General features: G+C 73.0%; 22 protein-coding genes and 1 riboswitch. Of the genes, 6 read left to right on the top strand and 16 right to left on the bottom strand.

All coding sequences use genetic code 11. From position 1 onward, the window contains the following. Window position 1: 1 nt before the first annotated feature. From SA2016_RS07790 to SA2016_RS07780, 3 genes are all read right to left on the bottom strand, one after another. Window positions 2–1,393, bottom strand: coding sequence for a bifunctional o-acetylhomoserine/o-acetylserine sulfhydrylase (locus SA2016_RS07790; RefSeq protein WP_066497123.1), 1,392 nt, complete (start codon window positions 1,391–1,393; stop codon window positions 2–4). 13 nt (window positions 1,394–1,406) lie between these two features. Continuing rightward, a riboswitch (SAM riboswitch) is annotated at window positions 1,407–1,518 on the bottom strand. A 113-nt stretch (window positions 1,519–1,631) separates the two neighbouring features. Continuing rightward, entirely contained in the window at window positions 1,632–2,849 is a 1,218-nt protein-coding gene (locus tag SA2016_RS07785) for a type II toxin-antitoxin system HipA family toxin (RefSeq protein WP_169803100.1), read from the bottom strand. An 85-nt stretch (window positions 2,850–2,934) separates the two neighbouring features. Beyond that, window positions 2,935–3,153: a type II toxin-antitoxin system Y4mF family antitoxin gene (locus tag SA2016_RS07780; protein WP_066497122.1), complete on the bottom strand. Its 219-nt coding sequence runs from the start codon at window positions 3,151–3,153 to the stop codon at window positions 2,935–2,937. A 215-nt stretch (window positions 3,154–3,368) separates the two neighbouring features. On the opposite strand from SA2016_RS07780, the gene SA2016_RS07775 reads away from it, so the two are divergent. The 5 genes from SA2016_RS07775 (at window position 3,369) to SA2016_RS07755 (ending at window position 7,228) form a co-directional block, all read left to right on the top strand. After that, window positions 3,369–4,112, top strand: coding sequence for a phosphatase PAP2 family protein (locus tag SA2016_RS07775; protein WP_084249398.1), 744 nt, complete (start codon window positions 3,369–3,371; stop codon window positions 4,110–4,112). A gap of 6 nt (window positions 4,113–4,118) precedes the next feature. Beyond that, window positions 4,119–4,748 carry a VTT domain-containing protein gene (locus tag SA2016_RS07770; protein ID WP_066497121.1) on the top strand — a complete coding sequence of 210 codons (630 nt, stop codon included), beginning with the start codon at window positions 4,119–4,121 and terminating at the stop codon, window positions 4,746–4,748. Window positions 4,749–4,803: 55 nt separating this feature from the next. Next, window positions 4,804–5,472, top strand: coding sequence for a response regulator transcription factor (locus SA2016_RS07765; protein WP_066497120.1), 669 nt, complete (start codon window positions 4,804–4,806; stop codon window positions 5,470–5,472). Beyond that, window positions 5,469–6,500: a sensor histidine kinase gene (locus tag SA2016_RS07760; protein ID WP_066497118.1), complete on the top strand. Its 1,032-nt coding sequence runs from the start codon at window positions 5,469–5,471 to the stop codon at window positions 6,498–6,500. The genes SA2016_RS07765 and SA2016_RS07760 overlap by 4 nt, the downstream gene beginning before the upstream one ends. Before the next feature lie 89 nt (window positions 6,501–6,589). After that, window positions 6,590–7,228: a VOC family protein gene (locus SA2016_RS07755; protein WP_066497116.1), complete on the top strand. Its 639-nt coding sequence runs from the start codon at window positions 6,590–6,592 to the stop codon at window positions 7,226–7,228. A 161-nt stretch (window positions 7,229–7,389) separates the two neighbouring features. Here SA2016_RS07755 and SA2016_RS07750 read toward each other — a convergent pair whose 3' ends face one another. The 6 genes from SA2016_RS07750 to tdh form a co-directional block, all read right to left on the bottom strand. Continuing rightward, window positions 7,390–8,190: a CPBP family intramembrane glutamic endopeptidase gene (locus SA2016_RS07750; protein ID WP_066497114.1), complete on the bottom strand. Its 801-nt coding sequence runs from the start codon at window positions 8,188–8,190 to the stop codon at window positions 7,390–7,392. Window positions 8,191–8,221: 31 nt separating this feature from the next. Next, window positions 8,222–9,463 carry an amidohydrolase family protein gene (locus SA2016_RS07745; RefSeq protein ID WP_066497113.1) on the bottom strand — a complete coding sequence of 414 codons (1,242 nt, stop codon included), beginning with the start codon at window positions 9,461–9,463 and terminating at the stop codon, window positions 8,222–8,224. A gap of 10 nt (window positions 9,464–9,473) precedes the next feature. Further along, window positions 9,474–10,601 (bottom strand): NAD(P)/FAD-dependent oxidoreductase, encoded by a 1,128-nt coding sequence (locus SA2016_RS07740; RefSeq protein ID WP_066497110.1) that lies wholly within the window; start codon window positions 10,599–10,601, stop codon window positions 9,474–9,476. Window positions 10,602–10,642: 41 nt separating this feature from the next. Then, window positions 10,643–11,629, bottom strand: coding sequence for an MIP/aquaporin family protein (locus SA2016_RS07735; protein WP_066497106.1), 987 nt, complete (start codon window positions 11,627–11,629; stop codon window positions 10,643–10,645). Between the two features lie 161 nt (window positions 11,630–11,790). After that, complete coding sequence (locus tag SA2016_RS07730; protein ID WP_066502172.1) at window positions 11,791–13,011, bottom strand: glycine C-acetyltransferase; 1,221 nt, start codon at window positions 13,009–13,011, stop codon at window positions 11,791–11,793. 43 nt (window positions 13,012–13,054) lie between these two features. After that, window positions 13,055–14,101, bottom strand: coding sequence for an L-threonine 3-dehydrogenase (gene tdh / locus SA2016_RS07725; protein WP_066497104.1), 1,047 nt, complete (start codon window positions 14,099–14,101; stop codon window positions 13,055–13,057). A gap of 71 nt (window positions 14,102–14,172) precedes the next feature. Between tdh and SA2016_RS07720 the strand changes: the two genes are divergently transcribed. Next, window positions 14,173–15,177, top strand: coding sequence for a LysR family transcriptional regulator (locus SA2016_RS07720; RefSeq protein WP_066497102.1), 1,005 nt, complete (start codon window positions 14,173–14,175; stop codon window positions 15,175–15,177). Here SA2016_RS07720 and SA2016_RS07715 read toward each other — a convergent pair. The 7 genes from SA2016_RS07715 to gatC all read right to left on the bottom strand — a co-directional run bounded on the left by SA2016_RS07715 (window position 15,119) and on the right by gatC (window position 20,753). Continuing rightward, window positions 15,119–15,646 (bottom strand): hypothetical protein, encoded by a 528-nt coding sequence (locus SA2016_RS07715; RefSeq protein ID WP_066497101.1) that lies wholly within the window; start codon window positions 15,644–15,646, stop codon window positions 15,119–15,121. The two genes, SA2016_RS07720 and SA2016_RS07715, sit on opposite strands and share 59 nt — an antisense overlap. Window positions 15,647–15,734: 88 nt before the next feature. Next, window positions 15,735–16,379 (bottom strand): DUF5666 domain-containing protein, encoded by a 645-nt coding sequence (locus SA2016_RS07710; RefSeq protein ID WP_066497099.1) that lies wholly within the window; start codon window positions 16,377–16,379, stop codon window positions 15,735–15,737. Between the two features lie 113 nt (window positions 16,380–16,492). Further along, window positions 16,493–16,864 carry a VOC family protein gene (locus SA2016_RS07705; protein ID WP_066497096.1) on the bottom strand — a complete coding sequence of 124 codons (372 nt, stop codon included), beginning with the start codon at window positions 16,862–16,864 and terminating at the stop codon, window positions 16,493–16,495. Between the two features lie 9 nt (window positions 16,865–16,873). Next, entirely contained in the window at window positions 16,874–17,224 is a 351-nt protein-coding gene (locus SA2016_RS07700; protein WP_066497094.1) for a VOC family protein, read from the bottom strand. A gap of 124 nt (window positions 17,225–17,348) precedes the next feature. After that, a complete protein-coding gene (gatB, locus tag SA2016_RS07695) occupies window positions 17,349–18,860 on the bottom strand; it encodes an Asp-tRNA(Asn)/Glu-tRNA(Gln) amidotransferase subunit GatB (RefSeq protein ID WP_066497092.1) in 1,512 nt (503 codons plus the stop codon). 2 nt (window positions 18,861–18,862) lie between these two features. After that, a complete protein-coding gene (gene gatA / locus SA2016_RS07690; protein WP_066497090.1) occupies window positions 18,863–20,452 on the bottom strand; it encodes an Asp-tRNA(Asn)/Glu-tRNA(Gln) amidotransferase subunit GatA in 1,590 nt (529 codons plus the stop codon). A gap of 4 nt (window positions 20,453–20,456) precedes the next feature. After that, on the bottom strand, window positions 20,457–20,753 hold the full coding sequence (gatC, locus tag SA2016_RS07685) for an Asp-tRNA(Asn)/Glu-tRNA(Gln) amidotransferase subunit GatC (RefSeq protein ID WP_066497089.1): 297 nt from the start codon (window positions 20,751–20,753) through the stop codon (window positions 20,457–20,459). Window positions 20,754–20,758: the final 5 nt, after the last annotated feature.

Below are 20,758 nucleotides of genomic sequence, written 5' to 3'. Positions count from 1 at the left end.
GTCACGCGACGGGCTCCGCGACGGCCTCCCCCTGCCGGGCGCCGGCCTGGGACTGCCCAACGGCCCCGGCGGCGGCGAAGCCCGCCTCGAGGTCGGCGAGGATGTCGTCGATGGCCTCGAGCCCGACAGCGAGGCGCACCAGGCCGGGGGTGACGCCCGCGGCCCGCTGCTGCTCCGCGGTCAGCTGGGCGTGGGTGGTGGAGGCCGGGTGGATCACGAGCGAGCGGACGTCGCCGATGTTGGCCACGTGCGAGTGCAGCGACAGGGCGTCGACGAAGGCCGCTCCCGCCGCGGCGGGGTCCGCGCCGTCGTTCACGGCGAGCTCGAAGGACACGATCGCGCCGGTGCCCTTCGGGGCGTACTTCTTCCCGAGCGCGTGCCACGGGCTCGAGGCCAGGCCCGCGTAGGCGACCGACTCGACGTCGGCCCTTGCCTCGAGCCAGCGCGCGACCTTCTGGGCGTTCTCGACGTGGCGCTCGACGCGCAGCGAGAGGGTCTCGAGGCCCTGGGCGATGAGGAAGGCGTTGAACGGGGAGACCGCGGAGCCGAGGTCGCGGAGCAGCTGGACCCGCGCCTTGAGGATGTACGCGAGGTTGGCCCCGAGGGCGCCGCCGACGCCGAGGTCGCGGGCGAACACGAGCCCGTTGTAGCTCTCGTCCGGCGTGTTGAAGCCCGGGAAGCGCTCGGGGTCCTGGGCGAAGTCGAAGCTGCCGCCGTCCACGATCACGCCCGCGATCGCGGAGCCGTGGCCGCCGAGGTACTTGGTGGCCGAGTGGACCACGACGTCGGCGCCGTGCTCGAGCGGGCGCACGAGGTACGGCGTCGCCACGGTGTTGTCGATGATGAGCGGCACCCCGGCCGCGTGCGCGGCACCGGCGACGGCCTCGATGTCGAGGACGTTCTGCCGCGGGTTGGAGATCGACTCGGCGAAGAACGCCTTCGTGGTCGGCCGGACCGCGGCCTTCCACTCGTCCAGGCTGTCCGGGTCCTCGACGAACGTGACCTCGATGCCGAACTTGGCGAACGTGTGCTTGAGCAGGTTGTACGTGCCGCCGTACAGGCTCGCGCTCGCCACCACGTGGTCGCCCGCCTCGGCGACGTTGAGGAGCGAGTAGGTGGTGGCCGCCTGGCCCGAGGAGAGCAGGAGCGCGGCGACGCCGCCCTCGAGGCTCGCGATGCGCTGCTCGACCGCGTCCTGGGTCGGGTTGCCGATGCGCGTGTAGATGGGGGCGAGCTCGGCGAGGGCGAAGCGGTTCGCGGCGCTCTCGGCGCTCGGGAACACGAACGAGGTGGTCTGGTAGATCGGCAGGGCCCGGGCTCCGGTCTCGGCGTCCGGGGTCTGACCGACGTGGATCTGGCGGGTCTCGAAGGACCACTGGGGGTTGCTGGACATAGCAAGCTCCTTTGCGCTGCGCTTGACCGGCGGCTCTCGCCGGCCCAGGTCTTCACCCGGGGCACCCCACCGCGGCGGAGGGTTGCCGGCCAGCGAACCGGGGTTTGGCGCTGGCACTCATGACCTATGGCACGAGTGTAGGGGCGCCTGAGAGGGGGCCCGAAGACTGTGACCGTCTGTGACTTCCCGCCGCCTAGGGCCCCGAACGTCCCCGGTCTGCGGGGTCTGCGGCGGCCCCTCAGCCCTCCATGAGGCGGCGGCGGTGCCGCAGTTCCTTCACCCACGCGCGGGTGACGGCGGCCGCGAACGGCGAGGGGCCGCCGTCGGCCGCCTGCAGGTCCGCCACGAGCGGGCCGGCCGCCCGCAGGGCGACGGCGAGCACCCCCTCCGCCGCGCGGGCCGGGAGCCCGAGCTCGTGCGCCCAGGCGAGGAAGTGGCGCCGGGAAATCCCCGTGCGCTTGCCTCCCAGCGGCAGGGCGAGCGACTTGTCCCCGTAGGGCACGGTCGAGGGGATGTCGTAGACGGGGGCGACCGCCCACTCCCCCGGCACCGCGAGCCCGCGGACCACCGAGACGTTCTTGGCGTGCAGGTCGCCGTTGCCGGTGAGCCACGCGAAGGCGCCCTGGAGGGCGAGGCTCCGCAGCGCCGGCAGCGGCGCGGCGCAGTGGGCGGCCACCACGCTGCAGAGCTCCTCGTAGCTCACGTTGTACTTGTCCGCGGGGTACAGGCCGAGAAGCTGGGAGCCGTCCTCGACCGCCAGGCGGAGGACGCCGGCCCCCGCCGCGCCCGCCTCGCGGGGCGGCCGGTCGAAGCGCTCGACGAGCAGCCCGGCCCTCCCCGCGACGTCGTGCACGAGCCTGACCGGGCTCACCGGGATCCGCAGCCTCACCGCATAGCGGTACATGAGGTGCTCGTTCTCGACCACGTGCGGGAACTCGGGGGCGTTGAGCTTGAGGATGTAGCTGCGCCCGGACTGGGCCGCGGGCACCGAGATCATCCCCGCGCTGACCTTGTCCTGCACGCCGGCGAGCGCCTTGGGGTCCACGAGGTTCGGATCGTCCAGGAGGCGGGCGAAGTCCGGGGTGCGGCGCGGGTCCAGCACCACCGCCTGCTCCTCGGGACGGCCGCGTGTGCTGTCCGGGGCGCCTGTGCCCTCCGGGGTGCCTGTGCCGTCCGGAATGCCGGGGCCCGTGGCGGCGCCCACGCCGGGGAGCGGCTCGCCATGGGGGACGATCTGCACGTCTCCCACGGGGTCCGCGCCGGCGGCCATGAGGAGCCCGAGCTCGTCGTCGGCGCTGGTCTTGACCGCGCGGCGCAGCGAGGCAAGGCGCCGGCCCTCCGGCAGGAGACCGGTGAAGAACGGCGGCACGGCGCCGGCGCCGGTCACGACCGGGCGGCCCGTGAGCGGCAGGGTGCTCGCGACCGGCTCGCCGCCGGAGAGGACGTAGCCGGGCAGGTAGGCGAAGCGGGTCCCCCCTCGAAGCGCTCGATCCGGGCAGCGAGGAAGCCCGCCTTGTAGACGTCGGCGATGCGGTGCCGGGTCACGGGGCCCCGCCCCGGCCGGCGAGGCGCAGCTCGAGCCCGAGCGCGTCGAGGACCGCTTCGAGGGCGTCGAGCTGGACGCTGGCCTTGGCCTGCTCGACGAAGCGGACGAACCGCTCGCTCACGCCGGCGAGTTCCGCGAGGTCCTGCTGTGTCAGTCCGAGCGCCCGACGGCGGGCCCTCACCTCACCGGCGACCGTCCTGCTGAGCTTGCCCACACGCCTCCCCCGCTCCCCGCCCGACCCCATCCGGGCTCCGCGCCGCGACGGAAGTACCGGCACGAACGTTCCGCTGTCCAGCTTGCGCGGGCCCGCGGTGTGAGTCAAGCCACAGCGACGACCTGGAACCGGCACGATCGTGCCGCCGCTGGCCCCGGGCCGGCGGAGCACGGGTTCTTAGAACCGTCTTAGACCGCCGGCCCCATGATGGGGCCATGACGACCTCCCACGACGCGTCTCCCCGGCCGAGCGCCTGGGCCGACCTCCCGGCCCGCAGCCGGCTCCTCCACCTGCCCACGCTCAAGCACTGGATCCTCGTGCCCCTCGCGATGAGCGTCGTGGTGCTGGCCCTGGGCTTCGCCGCCACCACGAGCGCCTACACCAACGCCGAATTCAACGTCGACGCGTGGATGAGCCTGCACCATGTGCCGTGGATGGACACCGTCTCCCTGGCCCTCGAGCAGATCCTCGGCCCCAAGGGCGCCATCGTGATCCTCGTCGTAGTGCTCGCGGCTCTGTGGTTCGTGCGGCGCACCCCGGTGGACGCCCTCGCCGTCGTCGGCATCACGGGCTTCGGCTGGGTCTACAGCCTGATCTTCAAGTACGCGGTGCACCGCCAGCGGCCCGACCAGGGCCTCCTCGCGCACCCCATCTCCAATGCCATGGACCCCAACAGCTTCCCGAGCGGCCACGTCTGCTTCGCCGTCTCGCTCACCATCGCGCTGTACTTCCTCCTGAGGCACACGCGCTGGGGGGTCTGGGTGCTCGTCGTCGGGTTCGCGGCGTCCGTCTTCGTTGCGTGGACCCGCGTCTACGTGGGTATGCACTACCCGATGGACGTCCTCGTCTCCTTCCCCGCCTCGATTGCCGGGATCTTCCTCTTCGCCGGCCTCTGGAACCGCCTCGTCCCGCCGGTGCTCGCCAAGGTGCCCTTCATCACCCGACTCGAAAGCCGCTGATCCCCCATGCTCGATCCCACTGCACTCCTGACCGGAGCCGGCCCCTGGGTCCTCGGCGTGGTCGCCCTCATGGTCTTCATCGAGTCCGGCCTGCTCTTCCCCTTCCTCCCCGGCGACTCCCTCCTGTTCACCGTGGGCCTCCTCCACGCCCAGCTGGGGCTGAGCCTGCCCGTGCTCATGCTCGTCGTCGCGGCCGCGGCGGTGGGCGGCGACCAGGCCGGGTACCTGCTCGGGCGGTTCGTCGGCAAGCGCTGGTTCCGCGCCGACGCGCGCGTGCTCAAGCTCTCCTACCTCGACAGCGCCGAGGAGTTCTTCGGCCGCTACGGCGGCCGCGCCCTCGTGCTGGCCCGGTTCGTGCCGATCGTGCGCACCTACGTCCCGCTCGCGGCGGGCATGGCGCACTACCCCTACCGCCGGTTCGTCGGCTGGAACGTGCTCGGCGGCGTCGCATGGTCGGTGTCCATCACGCTGCTGGGCGTGTGGCTCGGCCACGTGGAGTTCATCGCCAAGAACATCGACATCCTCTCGGTGCTGATCGTCGCGGCCTCGGTCATCCCCATCGCCCTCGAGATCTGGCGCCGCCGCCGCAAGGCCGCGCAGCCCGATCCGGCCCCGGTGGGCGCCGAGCAGGACTGAGCCGGCCCGTGCGCCACCGGGGCGCCCGGCGCCCCCGCTTGGCACAATGGCAGCCATGACCGCCACGCCCCGCGTCCTGCTCGTCGAGGACGATCCCCAGCTCGGCCCGCTCATGGCGGAGCTGCTCGGTGACGACTTCGATGTGGTCCTCGCCCCCGACGGGCGCGAGGGCCTCCGGCTCGCGCTCGGGGAGGAGTGGGACGCCCTGGTGGTGGACCGCGGGCTCCCGCTCGTGGACGGCGTCTCCCTCGTGAAGTCGATCCGCGCCCGGGGACTCGCGGTCCCGATCCTCATCCTCACCGCCCTCGGCAGCGTCCCGGACAAGGTCGAGGGACTCGACGCCGGCGCCAACGACTACCTGGTCAAGCCCTTCGACTCCGACGAGCTGGCGGCCCGGCTCCGCGCGCTCACGAGGTCCTACGCGCCGCCCGCCCCCGCCCTGCTGGCCGTCGGCTCGTGGGACCTCGATCCGGCGGCCCGTGTGCTCACCTCGCCGTACGGGCACCGGGTCGAGCTCTCGGCGGCCGAGGCATCGCTGCTCGCGCGCCTCGCGGCCGAGCCGGACCGGGTCCATTCGCGCGCCGAGCTCCTCGCCTCGGTGTTCGACGCCGGCGACACCCCCGGCGTCGTCGACACCTACGTCCACTACCTCAGGAAGAAGACGGACAGGACCGTGATCAGGACCGTGCACGGCGTCGGCTACCAGCTCGGCGGCCTCGAATGACGGCGCCGGCCCGCAGCCCGCGCCTCCCCCGGCGCCGCCCGGCGAACTCGGACGAGGCGGCGCTGCGGCGCGCCGCCCTGAAGGTGGGCCTGCAGATCGCGGCGGCCGTCGCCGTCGTCGTCGTGCTCCTCCTGGCCGCCGCCGCCGTCTTCATCTGGGTCAAGTCCCAGCCCTCCGAGATCGCCGCGCACGCGGCCCGCAGCGGGCAGCAGCTCCTGCTGGACACGGTGGACGTCTTCGGCGCCCTGGTCGCCGGCGGGGTGTTCGGGATCGTGCTCGCCGGCGTCGTCGGCGCGCTCGTGGCGCGGCAGGCCGTCAAGCCGCTGGGCGAGTCGCTCGCCCTCCAGCGCAGCTTCGTCCAGGACGCGAGCCACGAGCTGCGCACGCCGCTGACGGTCCTGAACACGCGCATCCAGCTCGCGCAGCGGCGCCTGGGGCACGACAGCGAGGCGGCCGGGGTCCTCGCCGAGCTGCGCACCGACTCGGCCAAGCTCGCCGCCGTCATCGAGGACCTCCTGCACAGCGTCTCCGGCGGACCCGACGTCCCGGAGACGCCGACGGACCTCGCCGGGCTCGCGCGCGATGTCGCGGCCGATGTCGCCGTGCTCGCCGGCGAGCGGGGCATCGTCGTCGCGGCGGACACGCCCGGCCAGCAGGTGCCCGTCGCCGTCGCCCCGGCCCCGCTGCGGCGCGTGATCGTGGCGCTCGCCGACAATGCGGTCAAATACACGCCCGACGGCGGCCGGGTCACCGTCGGCGTGCGGGTCTCCGACGGCGGGAGGGGCCAGGGCACGGCCGCGCTGCTCACGGTCGCGGACACGGGCCCCGGGATCGCCGGGCCGGCGCCCGAGCGGGTCTTCGAACGCTACGCCGGGGGCGGTACGGCCTCGCCGGCCGGGCGCCGGAGCTTCGGGATCGGCCTGGCGCTCGTCCGCGACATCGCCGTCCGCAACGGCGGCTCCGTCCGGATCGCGGAGACCGGCGCGGAGGGCACCACCATGGAGGTCTCCCTCCCCCTCGCACGCTGACGCCGATGCGCGGCCCTCGGACGGGCATCCCCTGCTAGTAAGGCAACCCTAAGCTGAGGCGTCCATCACAAAGTGGCACCATGACTTCCATGCGTATGGACCACGTTTCTTATGCCTGCGAAGCCGACGGCCTTCTGGCCACGACGGAGCGGATCGCCAGCGCGCTCGGGGTCGAGGCAGTCAAGGGCGGGGTCCACCCGCGCTTCGGAACCCGCAACATGATCATCCCGCTCACGGACCACCACTACCTCGAGGTCGTCGAGGTCCTGGACCACCCGGCCTCGGGCAAGGCGCCCTTCGGCCAGGCCGTCCGCGCCCGCAGCGCCGCGGGCGGCGGGTGGATGGGCTGGTGCGTGGAGGTCGACGACCTCGCGCCCTTCGAGCAGCGCCTCGGCCGCCAGGCCGTCCCGGGCAACCGCAAGTTCCCGGACGGCCGCGAGCTCGTCTGGAAGCAGATCGGCATCCTGGGGCTCATTGCGGACCCCCAGGTGCCGTACATGCTCAAGTGGGAGGGCGACCCCTCGCTGCATCCGTCGAACGCCTACCCCGGAACCGTGCGGATGAGCCGGCTCACCATCGCGGGCTCGGCCGAGCGCGTGACCGAGTGGCTCGGCGAGCCCGTCGAGCGGCCGCTCGAGGACGTCGCGGTCGAATGGGTCTCGCCGAAGGGGACCCCGGGCATCATGTCCGTGACCTTCGACACCGCCAGCGGCGCCGTCACGATCTGACCCCTCGACCACGCGTACCTGACTCTCCAACTGCGCGCACCTGACTCCCCAACGGGCCCAGCCCGGTGGGGAGTCAGCTGCGTCAGGTCCAGGAGTCAGGTACGCCACGTTCAGGGGTCAGGTGCGTCAGGTTCAGGAGTCACGTACGCCACGTTCAGGGGTCAGCCCAGCCCCATCGCCTTCCCGACGAGGCTGAAGCCCACGAACGCGGTGATGTCGAGCAGGGCGTGGGCGATCACGAGCGGCATGACCCGCCCGTACCGGCGGTAGACCAGGGTGAACACGACGCCCATCACGGCGTTGCCGACGAACGGGCCGATCCCCTGGTACAGGTGGTAGCTGCCCCGCAGCAGCGAGCTCGCCGCGATGGCCGCGGGGGCGCGCCACCCGAGCCGGCGCAGCCAGCCGAGCATGAACCCGACCACGATGACCTCCTCGAGGACGGCGTGGCGCATCGCGGAGAGGATGAGCACGGGAACGGTCCACCAGTGGGCGTCGAGGCCGCTGGGGATGATCGCCGTGGTGATCCCCAGCGCGCGCCCGGCCCAGTAGAGCCCGAGCGAGGGAATCCCGATCGCGAGGAACAGCCCCACGCCCCACAGCCAGTCCCGCCCGGGCCGGGCGAGGTCGAACCCGAGGCGGCGGAACGGCGTCGTCCACGGCAGCGCCGCGGAGCTGCGCCGGGCGGCCGCGTCCCACACGAAGTACAGCACGAGCGCCACCGGCACGAGCGAGAACACGATGTCCAGCAGCTGATAGACGAGGTCGAAGTACTCGCGCGTGCTCAGCGACCGGTTGAGGGTGCTCGTCCCCTGCGAGAGGGGCGCCCGGGTGGCCTTGTCGAGCAGCTGGACGACGGAGTAGACCGCCGACTGGCCCAGGGAGAGCCCGAGGACGATCGCCAGCTGGGCGCGCCACCGGACGCGGGAGGCAGGACGGACGACGGCGCGTGCTTGCGGCATGCGTCTATCTTGCCCCGTCCGGGCGCCTCGCTCAGCGCACCCGCGTCCCGGCCCGCCACACGGCATGGGTGAGGGGCATGCCCGGCCGGTAGGCGAGGTGGGTGGCGCTGGGCGCGTCGAGGAGGTGGAGGTCGGCGCGGTGGCCGACGGCGATCGACCCCACCGCGCGCTGCCCGTCGGCGTCCGCCCCGACATGGCGGCGCAGCGCCAGCGCCCCGCCGAATGTCGCGGCCCGGACCGCCTCCTGGACCGTCAGGCCCATCTGCAGCACCGCCGTCGTGACGCAGAAGGAGACCGAGCTCGTGTAGCTCGTGCCGGGATTGCAGTTGGAGGCGATCGCGACCTGCACCCCGGCGTCGAGCAGGGCCCGTGCCGGCGCGAGCGGGGCTCGGGTCGAGAGGTCGCACGCGGGCAGCACGGTCGCGACGGTCCCCGGGGCGCCGGCCGCGCCGCCGTCGGCCCAGGCCGCCCAGCTGTCCGCGAGCGCGGCGATGTCCCCCTCGTCGAGGAAGTTCACGTGGTCCACGCTCGCGGCGCCGAACTCGACGGCGAGCCGGACCCCTGCGCCCGGGCCGAGCTGGTTGCCGTGGACGCGGAGGCCGAGCCCCGCGTCGCGGCAGGCCGCAAGGACGCGGCGGGACTGCTCCTCGGTGAACGCGCCCGCCTCGCAGAACACATCGGCCCAGCGCACGTGCGGGCGCACGGCGTCGAGCATCGGGCCGCACACGAGATCGGTGTACGCCTCGGGGTCGGCGCCGGCGGGGACGAGGTGGGCCCCGAGGTAGGTGACCTCGTCGACGGCCTCGGCGGCGAGGACGGCGCTGCGCGCCTCGTGCCCGACCTCGAGGCCGTAGCCGGTCTTGGTCTCCAGATACGTGGTGCCCCCGGCCACCGCCTCGGCGACGCGCGCCGCGAGGAGGCGGCGGAGCTCGCCGTCGGACGCGGCGCGGGTGGCGGCGGTGGTCACCCCGATCCCCCCGGCGGCGTAGGCCTGCCCGGCCATGCGGGCCTCGAACTCGGCGGTGCGGTCGCCGGCGAACACGAGGTGCGAGTGTGAGTCCACCCAGCCCGGCAGGACGGCGCGGCCCTGGGCGTCGAAGCGCTCGTCGGCGGCCGGGGCGTCCGCCGAGCGGCCCACCCACGCGATCCGCTCCCCGTCGAGGACGACGGCGGCGTCCCGCAGCACGCCGGCCCCCTCGCCCGAGGCGGGGCTCGCCTCGCCGGTGAGGTGCTGGGTGGAGAGTTCGCCGATGGCGTCGATGAGGAGGCTCATGCCTCCATCTTCAGCTCCGCACGGACAGCCGGTGCGGATCCAGGGCCCGCTGTGTCCCGGATACCGGACTCGCGCCGGTGCGGAGGGCCTCGGGGCCGGCCAGGAGCTGGGCGGCGGCCGCCTCGGCCAGCGCCGTCGAGGTCTGGAAGCCGTAGCCGCCCTGCCCGGCGAGCCAGAAGAAGCCGGGCCCCTCGGGGTCGAAGCCCAGGACGGGCAGGCCGTCCTGGGGCGAGGTCCGCAGCCCGGTCCAGGCCCGCACGATCCCGGTGACCTCGAGGTCGGCGACGGCGCGGATGAGGGCGAGGGCCGCCTCGACATCGCCGGGCCGCGGGACGGCGTCCTCCGCGCGGGAGGGCTCGGACTCCGAGGGCGAGACGAGGGCGCCGGCCGGATCCGGCCGGAAGTACCAGGTGTCGTCCGCCGCGGCGACCATGGGCGTGTCGGGGTCGAGCGGGGCGGCGAGGGAGACGAGGGCCGCGGTCCGCCGGTAGGGCTGCAGGCCGAGGCGCTCGACGCCGAACAGGACCGCCACGTCGTCGGCCCACGCACCGGCGGCGTTGACCACGTTGGCCGCGTGGAAGCCCTCGGCGCCCGCGCCCACGAGCCACCCCTCCCCCACGCGCTGGGCGCTGTGCACCGGGGCGCCCACGTGGAGCCCGACCCCGTGGGCCCGTGCCCGCTCCTCGTGGAACGCCAGCAGGGCCGGGGCATCGACGCGGACGGAGTCGGTGTCCAGGGCGGCAGCCTCGAACGCGCCAGGCCGCAGCGCCGGCACGAGCCGGGTGGCCTCCTCGCGCGTGAGCGCCCGCATGCCCTCGTGCGACTCCGCCTCGACATCGGCCCGGCTGCCGACGAGCATGAAGCGGCTCGGCCACACGAGCCGGCGCCCCGCGCCGTCCGCGGCGTCTGCCAGCACCTCCAGGGTCCGGCGCGTGAGCTCCTGCACGGGCGGGGGCCCGTAGCTCGGGATGAGCTGCTGCGCGGACCGGGAGGAGGTGTGGTAGGCGAGCGAGGGCTCGGCCTCGACCAGGGCCACCCGGCATCGGCCGGCCAGCTCCGAGGCGAGCGAGAGGCCGGCGATCCCGCCTCCGACGATGAGGACGTCGACATCCTGGGCACTGTTGGTGGTGGCCGTCATGGCCTCACTGTAGCCCGGCGCCGGCGCGGCCCACAGGGTCCTCAGCCGGCGGCCTCGCTTCCGGCGCGGCCAGGCTCGGGCTGCCCCGGTTCACGCGTGCGCCCCGGCTCCGGTGCGGGCCGGGCGAGGCGGTCGCGGGCGTGCAGGACGTCGCCGATGAACCAGTCGTAGACGAGCACCCCGATCACTCCGCCGATCAGCGGCCCCACGATCGGCACCCAGAAGTACCAGCTGAAGGCCCCGTCCACCGTTCCCGGCATCGCAACCTGTCCCCACCCTCCGAGCCACGCCAGCAGGCGCGGGCCGAGGTCGCGGGCGGGGTTGATGGCGTACCCGGCGTTGGCCCCGAAGGACATGCCGATGGCGGCCACCGCGAAGCCCACCACGACGGGTCCCAGGTTCGCCTGCACGGCCGTGTTGCGCAGGTCGATGATCGCCGCGATGAGCATGACGAGGAACATGGTGCCGATGATCTGGTCGATCAGCGGACCGACCGGGTTGCCGTTGTAGAACGGCGCAGGGAAGGTCGCGAAGATCGAGAACGTCGCATTGCTCTTGGGGTCTCCGCGCCCCACGCCGACCGCCTTGTTGTAGGCGTCGATGGCCGGGAAGTAGTTCAGCAGCACGAGGGCGGCCCCGACGAAGGCGCCCGCCACCTGTGCCACCATGTAGGGCCCCACCTTGGACCACGGGAACTTCCGGCGCACGGCGAACGCGAGCGTGACCGCGGGGTTGATGTGCGCGCCGCTGACGCCGCCGGCCACGTACACGGCCATCGTCACCGCGAGCGCCCACCCCCAGGTGATGAGCAGCCAGTCGCCGCTCGCGAGGAAGATCGTGGTGGGCGTCTGTGCGCGGCCCGATCCCGGGAGCGCGGCGACGGCCATCGCGACGACGCCGTCGCCGAACGCGATGAGGACGAACGTCCCGAGGAATTCTGCGAGGAGCTCGCCCCAGAGCCCGCCCACATTCTTGAGGCCGGAGCCTCCCGTGCGCACGCTGCTCCTGATAGGCGTCACATCGCTCATGACATGCCTCCTGATTGCCCGGCGGCCACGGACGTGGCCGCCGCGCGGCGCGGAGGGCGGCAGGGACGTCGCTCGCCGTGCCGCGCAGCTTCCACGGTAGGAGCGCCGCGGAGGACCGGGACAGGGCCGAGCGACCCCCCGCCCATGTGATTTACATCACATCATGCTCGGCTCGCGACGGCCTCCCGTGCGGCGGCGAACGCGCGGACGGCGGTCTCGACGTCGTCCTCGGTGTGCGCGGCGGAGAGCTGCACGCGGATGCGGGCCAGGCCCTGGGGCACCACGGGATAGGAGAAGGCCGTGACGTACACGCCGTGCGCGAGCATCTCGGCCGCGATCCGCCCGGCGAGGGCCGCGTCGCCGAACATGACGGGCACGATCGCGTGCTCGCCCGGCAGCAGCTCGAAGCCTTCCTCGCCCATGCGGCGGCGGAACAGGGCGGCGTTGGCGAAGAGGCGCTCGCGCAGCTCGCCCGAGCCGGCCACGAGGTCGAGCGCGGTGAGCGTGGCCGCGACGATCATGGGCGCGACGGAATTCGAGAACAGGTAGGGCCGGGCCTTCTGCCGCAGGGTCGCGACGATCTCGGCCCGGCCGGAGACGTAGCCGCCGGAGGCGCCGCCGAGGGCCTTGCCGAAGGTGCCGGTGCAGATGTCCACCCGGTCGGAGACGCCCGCGTGCTCGGGGGTGCCGGCGCCGGTGGCGCCCATGAAGCCCACGGCGTGCGAGTCGTCGACCATGACCATCGCGCCGTACCGCTCGGCGAGGTCGCAGATCTCGCGCAGCGGGGCGAGGTAGCCGTCCATCGAGAAGACGCCGTCGGTGACGATGAGCACCCGCCGTGCCCCGGCGCCGTCGTTCATCGCCTTCGCCTCCGCCAGGCGGGCCTCGAGCTCGCCCATGTCGCGGTTGGCGTAGCGCAGCCGGGCGGCCTTGCACAGGCGGATGCCGTCGATGATCGAGGCGTGGTTGAGGGCATCGGAGATCACGGCGTCCTCGGGGCCGAGGATCGCCTCGAACACGCCCCCGTTGGCGTCGAAGCAGCTCGAGAAGAGGATCGTGTCCTCGGTGCCGAGGAACTCCGAGACGCGCCGCTCGAGCGCCAGGTGCGCGTCCTGGGTGCCGCAGATGAAGCGCACGGAGGCCATGCCGAAGCCGCGCTCGTCGAGCGCCCTCTTCGCCGCCTTGATGAGGTCCGGGTGGTCGGCCAGCCCGAGGTAGTTGTTGGCGCAGAAGTTGAGCACCTCCCCCGCCGGCCGTCCGAGCGGGCCGGCCAGGATGTGCGCCGACTGCGGCGAGTCGATGTGCCGCTCCTCCTTGAACGTGCCGGCCGCGCGGATCTCCTCCAGCTCCGCGGCGAGCTGGTCCCTGACACCTGTGAACATCGTCTTCCTCTCCTCGTCCTGCTGCATCCGCCGGGGCCGGCCCTCAGACGCCCTGCCAGTCCAGCACCACTTTTCCGCCGCTGCCAGAGCGGGCGACGGCGAACCCCTCCTCCCAGCGCTCGGCCGGCAGGATGTCGGTCACCACGGCGGCCACGTTCTTCCGGAGCACCGGGTTGGAGGAGAGCATGGCGCTCATCGCGTACCACGTCTCGAACATCTCGCGGCCGTAGATGCCCTTGAGGGTGAGCATGTGGGTGACCACCTTGGTCCAGTCGAGCTCCGCGGCCTCCGAGGGCAGGCCGAGCAGGGCGATGCGGCCTCCGTGGTTCATGTTCTCGATCATCCCCGCGAGCGCGGCCGGCCGCCCGGACATCTCGAAGCCCACGTCGAAGCCCTCGAGCATGCCGAGCTCGCGCTGGGCCTCGCGCACGCTCATGGTCGAGACGTCGACGGCGAGGTCGGCGCCCATCTGGCGGGCGAGCTCGAGGCGGCGCGACGAGACGTCCGTGATGGCGATCTTCCGGGCGCCCGCGTGCCGCGCCACGGCGATGGCCATGAGCCCGATCGGCCCCGCGCCCGTGATGAGCACGTCCTCGCCGACCACGGGGAAGCTGAGGGCGGTGTGGACGGCGTTGCCGAACGGGTCGAAGATGGCGCCGAGCTCGGGGGTGACGGAGGGGTCGTGGTGGACCCAGACGTTAGCCTCGGGGATGACCACGTACTCGGCGAACGCGCCGTCGCGCTGGACCCCGACGCTCACCACGTTGATGCACATCTGCCGCCGGCCGGCCCGGCAGTTGCGGCACATGCCGCACACGATGTGGCCCTCGCCGGAGACGCGGTCGCCGACCTTGACGACCTGGACGTCCTCGCCCACCTCGACGACCTCGCCGTAGAACTCGTGGCCGGGCACGAGCGGGGCGGTGATCATGGACTGCGCGCTCGCGTCCCAGGACTCGATGTGCAGGTCCGTGCCGCAGATGCCGGTGGTGTAGACGCGGATCTTGACGTCCGCGGGGCCGGCCTGCGGCTCGGGGCGCTCGGTGAGCTCGAGGCCGGCCTGCGGGCCGGGCTTGTAGAGGGCCTTCATGAGCCCATTCAAGGCCAGCGGAAAGCTTAGAACAACAGCAGGTTTCTCAACAGACGCTTTAGGATCGGCTTATGGATGTGCGCCAGCTACAGATCCTGCGGGAGCTCGGGGAGCTCGGGAGCGTCAAGGCCGTGGCAGAGGAGCTCATGGTCACCCCCTCCGCCGTCTCCCAGCAGCTCGCCCTGCTCGCCCGGAGCGCCGGCACCCAGCTGACCCGCAAGGAGGGCCGCACCCTCGTCCTCACCGACGCGGGGAGGGTCCTCGCGGAGGCGGGGGGCGCCGTCGTGCGGGCCATGGCGGACGCCCGCGCCGCGATCGGCGCGTACCACGAGGACCCGGCGGGGACCGTGAGCGTGTGCGCGTTCCACTCCGCCGCGCAGGCCCTGTTCGGCCGGCTCACCCGGCGGCTCGCGGCCGGTCCCGGGACGCACGACGGCGCGTCCCCGGCGGACGCGGGCACCGCAACGCCGAGCGGGGCGGCGGAGCCTGGCGGCGCCGCTGCACCGGTGCCGCGGCTGCGGCTCGCGGACGAGGACGTGCCCCAGCACGGCTTCCCGGCGCTGACGGCGCGGTACGACATCGTGCTCGCCCACCGCCTCGCGCACACCGAGTCCTGGCCCGAGGACCGGCTCGTGGCCATCCCGCTCGTGCGGGAGCCCTTCGACGTGGCCCTGCCTGCCGGGCACCCGCTGGCGGCCCGCGGCGAGCTCTCCCCGGAGGACGTGGCCGGCGAGCGGTGGGTCTCGAGCCGGATCGGCTACTCCCCCGCGGACGTGCTCTCCGCCATCGGCGCCGTGGCGAGCGTCTCACCCGAGGTGGGGCACCGCATCAACGACTACTCGACGGTCGCGGCCGTCGTCGCCGGGGGCGGCGGGCTCGGGCTCCTGCCGCGGTACACGGCCACGATCGGGCTGCCGGCCGGGGTGGTGCTCCGCCCGCTCGCGGGCATCGGCACCCAGCGCAGCATCGACCTCCTGATCCGGCCCGAGAACGCGCGGCGGCGCTCCGTCCAGCGGGTCACCGACGCGCTGCGCGCCCTGATGCTCGATCTCGTCCACGAGGCTGCGGCGCGATGAGGACGAGCGCCGGGTAGGTGATGAGGGCCAGGGCGAAGTGCATGAGCACGAGCACGCCCACGCCCGCCGCCGGCTGGCCCTTGAGCAGGATCCAGGCGTCGGGGGCCAGCCCCACCACGGTGACGGCGAGGGCCAGCCACAGGAACGGCTTCCAGGCCCTCGACGAGAGCCACGCCGTCACCGGCCAGGCGAGGCACGCGAGGACCACGCCGATGACGGTCAGCTTGGTGTACTCCATGAACTGGAAGTGCTCGTAGCCGGCGAGGTCGGGCATGGCGGCGATCGCCGCGGCCGCGAGCGCGCCGCAGGCGAGCACCGATCCGATGACGGCGACGGCGCTGGCAACGATGAAGCGGACCAGCGACGGCTGCCTGCTGCCCCGCGGGAAGTCGAGGTCCAGCGCGCGGGCTGCGCGCTCGAGCGCGGGGCTGCGGAAGGCGGGGGTGCTGGGGCGCGGGGGCACGGACACGGGGTCTCCTCCTGGCTGGTCGGGCAGAACCAGCGTAGGGGCGCGCCTCTAAGGGCGCTCTAAGAAAGCCCCGGAGGAGTCCGGCCCGTCAGGACTGGGAGACCGACCCGCGCACCGACGGGCTCCCGGAGGGGCTGGGCGAGGGCTGCTGGCCGCCCGGCGTGCCCGACTGGCGGTGCATCCTGCCGCCATGGCCCTGGTGCCCCCGGCCCCCTTGGTTCTGGCTTCCTTGACCCTGGGAGGTGCGGACCGGGAAGGGCCCCTTCACCACGGCGGTGGCCGTGTCGTCGCTGCCGTTGCGCTGGGCCCGGACCGCGACCTCGTCGCCGACCTTGAGGTCGCTGGACTTAAGGGCCGGCCCCTTCGGGTCGGAGGCGGAGCGGAACTTCGTGCTGCCGTCCAGCACGTAGGAATGCGTGTAGCCGTCCTCGCTCTTGACCGTGAGCTTGGTGCCCGTCACCTCGGTCACCGTGCCGCGCTGGCCCACGAGGGTCACGTACGTGCCGTCCGCACGCTTGACCGTGACCTCCCCGTGGAGTCCGCCGCGGGCCATCAGCCCCTGTCCGTGCGCGCCCTTCAGGGGCGAGGGGTGGCTGCCCTGGGAGGGGGCCGAGGGTGAGGGCGACGGCGTCGAGGCGGCCCAGACTGCGGCGCCCCCGCCGCCCACGAGGGCGACGCCGAGGGCGCCGATGACGAGTGCACGGCGTGTGCGCTGTGTTGCGGTGGAACTCATGGATCCATCATCCCGCCCGCGGCGGGCTGGCGGGCGGGACGCGGGCGAACTGGGGGCCAACCGAAAGGTGGCTCACAGGAAGGCCCGGCGGCGGCGCGAGGGAGCGTGGCGCTCTAGTTCTCGAACAGGCAGAAGGGGTGGCCGTCGGGGTCGAAGAAGACGACGACGTCGTCCTGAGGCTGGTGCGGCGCGCGCTCGGCCCCGCACTCGGCGGCATGCTCCGCGGCCTTCGCCAGGTCCGTCACCAGCAGGTCCAGGTGCATCATCATCTGCTGCTGGCCGGGCTTCTCCGGCCAGACCGGACGCTCGAAGTCCTCCTCGAGCTGGAAGGAGAGCTGCCGCCCGCCGGCCGGGTCGAGGACGGTGGCCCATTCGCGCTCGTCGTCGCCCAGCTCCCAGCCGAGGAGGTTGGCGTAGAAGCGGGCCGCGGTCTGCGGGTCCGGGCTTCCGAGGACCGTCGCGTGGTACTGGATCAGAGGCGCCATGGGCCCACCCTATGCAGCGGCCCCGAGGGGCCGCCAGATCCCGAAGCGGTTCCCCTCGGGGTCGACCAGGTGCGCGAACTCGATGGCCCCGTTGTTGGTCAGGGGGATGGCGATGCTCGCGCCGAGCCGCTGCGCCTCGGCGAGCGATGCCGCGACGTCGTCCACCTGGACGTAGAACACCGCCCAGCGGCCCCCGCCCACGGCGCCGGTGTCCCAGAGGCCTCCTGCGTCCGTCTCGACCATCCGGTAGCCGACCGGGGACGGCTCTCCGAAGCCCCAGCCGAACAGGCCGCCGTAGAACGCCCGCGACCCTTCCGGGTCCTCGGTGCCGATCTCGAAGTAGTTCACGTTCGCCGTCATCGCATCCTCCCTGAGCGTGGCCGGTCCCGTCCGGACCGCCTCCCATGGTGCGCCCGTGCGCCCGCACGGCAAAGGGCGGGCTCTCCCCTTCTTGCGAGGAGGGCCCGCCCTGGACGCGGTGCGGCTAGGCCTGGACGCCGAGCCGCTCGAGGATGAGCTCCTTGACCCGGCCGGCGTCGGCCTGGCCGCGCGTGGCCTTCATGACCGCCCCGACGATCGCGCCGGCGGCCTGGACCTTGCCGCCGCGGATCTTGTCCGCGACGCCGGGCTGCGCGGCGAGGGCGGCGTCGATCGCCTCGAGGAGGGGGCCGTCGTCGGAGACGAGGACGAGGCCGCGGGCCTCCATGACCTCGGTCGGGGTACCCTCCCCGGCGATGACGCCGTCGAGCACCTGGCCGGCCATCTTGTTGTTGAGCCTGCCGCCCTCGACGAGGCCGTTGAGCTCGACGATGGCCGCGGGGCTCACGCCGAGCTCCGCCGGGTCCACGTCGGCGGCCTTGGCGCGGCCCACGATCTCGCCCATCCACCACTTGCGGGCCGCCTGCGGGGTCGCACCCGCGGTGATGGTCTCCTCGACGGAGTCCAGGACGCCGGCGTTGACCACGTCGCGGAACTCGGCGTCGGCGTAGCCCCAGGCCTCCTTGAGGCGCTTGCGCCGCTCTGCCGGAGGCTCCGGCAGGGAGGCCCGGATCTCCTCGACCCACTCCCGGCTCGGGACCACGGGCACGAGATCCGGTTCGGGGAAGTAGCGGTAGTCGTCGGCGTCGCTCTTGGGCCGGCCCGCCGTCGTCGTCCGCGTGTCCTCGTGCCAGTGGCGGGTCTCCTGGGTGACCTTCTCCCCCGCCGAGAGCACCGCGGCGTGGCGCTGGATCTCGAACCGTACCGCGTGCTCGACCGAGCGCAGCGAGTTGACGTTCTTGGTCTCCGAGCGGGTGCCGAACTGGGTGGCGCCCTTGGGCATGAGCGAGACGTTCGCGTCGCAGCGGACGTTGCCGCGCTCCATGCGGGCATCCGAGACGCCGAGGTTCTTCACGATCTCGCGGATGGCGGCGACGTAGGCCCGGGCCAGCTCGGGGGCGCGGCTGCCCGCGCCCACGATCGGCTTCGTGACGATCTCGACCAGCGGCACGCCGGCGCGGTTGTAGTCCACGAGGGAGTACTCGGCGCCGTGGATGCGGCCGGTCGCACCGCCCATGTGGGTGAGCTTGCCGGCGTCCTCCTCCATGTGCGCGCGCTCGATCTCGACCCGGAAGACGGTCCCGTCCTCAAGCTCGATGTCGATCCAGCCGTCGTGCGCGATCGGCTCGTCGTACTGGGAGGTCTGGAAGTTCTTGGGCGTGTCCGGGTAGAAGTAGTTCTTCCGGGCGAACCGGCAGGACTCGGCGATCTCGCAGTTGAGCGCGAGGCCGATCTTGATGCTCGACTCGACGGCGGCCCGGTTCACGACGGGCAGGACGCCCGGCATGCCGAGGTCGACCTCGTTGACGTCCGTGTTCGGCTCGTCGCCGAACACGTTCGGGGCCGAGGAGAACATCTTCGTCTTGGTGTTGAGCTCGACGTGGACCTCGAAGCCGAGGACCGGGTCGAACTTCTCCATGGCCGTCTCGAAGGACAGGACGGTCTGCGTGGCTGCCATCTCTACTTCACTCCTGCGTTGGTCTCGGCGGACTGCCCGGTCCCGAGGGCCGGGGCCTTCGCGAGCAGCGGGCCGCCCCACTGGGCCTCGAGCAGCGCCTCGAGGGCGGCGCCGACCCGGTAGAGGCGGGCGTCCTCGCGGGCCGGGGCGAGGATCTGGAGGCCGGCGGGGAGGCCGTCCTCGTCGGCGAGGCCGCTCGGGAGGGACAGGCCGGGGACGCCGGCGAGGTTGGCGGGGATGGTCGCGACGTCGTTGAGGTACATCGCCAGCGGGTCGTCGAGCTTCTCCCCGAGGGGGAACGCCGTGGTCGGCGCCGTCGGGGAGATGAGCACGTCCGCCTGGGCGAACGCGGCGTCGAAGTCGCGCTGGATGAGGGTGCGCACCTTCTGGGCCGAGCCGTAGTAGGCGTCGTAGTACCCGGCCGAGAGGGCGTAGGTGCCGAGGATGATGCGGCGCTTCGCCTCGTCGCCGAACCCGGCGGCGCGGGTGGCGGCCATGACGCGCTCGATGGTCATCGGGCCGTCCTGGGGCAGGACGCGCAGGCCGTACCGGACGCCGTCGAACTTCGCGAGGTTGCTCGAGACCTCGCTCGGCATGATCAGGTAGTAGGCGCCGAGCGCGTACTTGAAGTTGGGGCAGGAGACCTCGACGACCTGCGCCCCGGCGCCCTTGAGCAGCTCGAGCGACTCGCGGAAGCGGGCCTCCACCCCGGCCTGGTAGCCCTCGCCGCCGAGCTCCTTGACCACGCCGATGCGCAGCCCCTGGAGGCTTCCGTCGGCGGCGCCGGCGCGCGCCGCGGCGGCCAGGGTGTCGAAGGAGTCGGTGAGGGAGGTCGAGTCGAACGGGTCGTGGCCGCCGACGAGCTCCTGGAGCAGGGCCGCGTCGAGGACCGTGCGGGAGACCGGGCCGATCTGGTCCAGGCTCGAGGCCATGGCGATCGCACCGTACCGGGACACCGCGCCGTAGGTGGGCTTGACGCCCACCGTGCCGGTCACGGCGCCGGGCTGGCGGATCGAGCCGCCCGTGTCGGTGCCGAGGGCGAGGGGGGCCTCGAAGGCCGCGACGGCCGCGGCGGAGCCGCCGCCGGAACCGCCGGGGATACGGTCCAGGTCCCACGGGTTGCGGGTGGGGCCGAACGCGGAGTGCTCGGTGGAGGAGCCCATGGCGAACTCGTCGAGGTTGGTCTTGCCGAGGATCGGGAGCCTCGCGGCCCGGATCTTCTTGATGACCGTCGCATCGTAGGGGCTCATCCAGCCCTCGAGGATGCGCGAGCCCGCGGTGGTGGGCTGGCCCTTCGTGACGATGAGGTCCTTGATCGCGATCGGGACGCCCGCGAGCGGGTGGAGGGCGGCAGCGTCGTCCCCTCCGGCGGCGCGGATCGCGTCGACCTCACGGGCGACGCCGAGCGCCTCCTCGGTGTTGACGTGCAGGAAGGCGTGGATGCCGCGCTCCCCGCCGTCGACCTCGGCAATGCGGTCGAGGTGCGCCTGGGTGACCTCCTCGGAGGAGACCTCCTTGGCGGCGAGCTTCCCGGCGAGGGCCGAGGCGCTCGACGTGATCAGGTCGCTGAGCCGACTGTCGTTGGTGCCCATGGGCTTACTCCTCGTCCAGGATGGCCGGGACCTTGAAGCGGTCCTGGTCTGCGTCGGGGGCGCCGGAGAGCGCCTCGGCCGGGGTGAGGACGTGCCCCACGACGTCCTCGCGGAAGACGTTCTGCAGCGGGATCGGGTGGCTCGTCGCCGGGACGTCGGGGCCCGCGGCCTCGCTCACGCTCTTGACGGCGTCCACGATGTGGGCCAGTTCGCCCGCCATCTTGTCCAGCTCCGCCTCGCTCATCTCGATCCGCGCGAGCTGCGCGAGGTGCGCAACGTCGTCGCGAGTGATCTCAGCCATGGATC

Source organism: Sinomonas atrocyanea, from assembly GCF_001577305.1.
GTDB lineage: Bacteria > Actinomycetota > Actinomycetes > Actinomycetales > Micrococcaceae > Sinomonas > Sinomonas atrocyanea.
The sequence above is the reverse complement of the archived record's forward strand: the minus strand, read 5'-3'. Positions and strand labels throughout refer to the sequence as shown.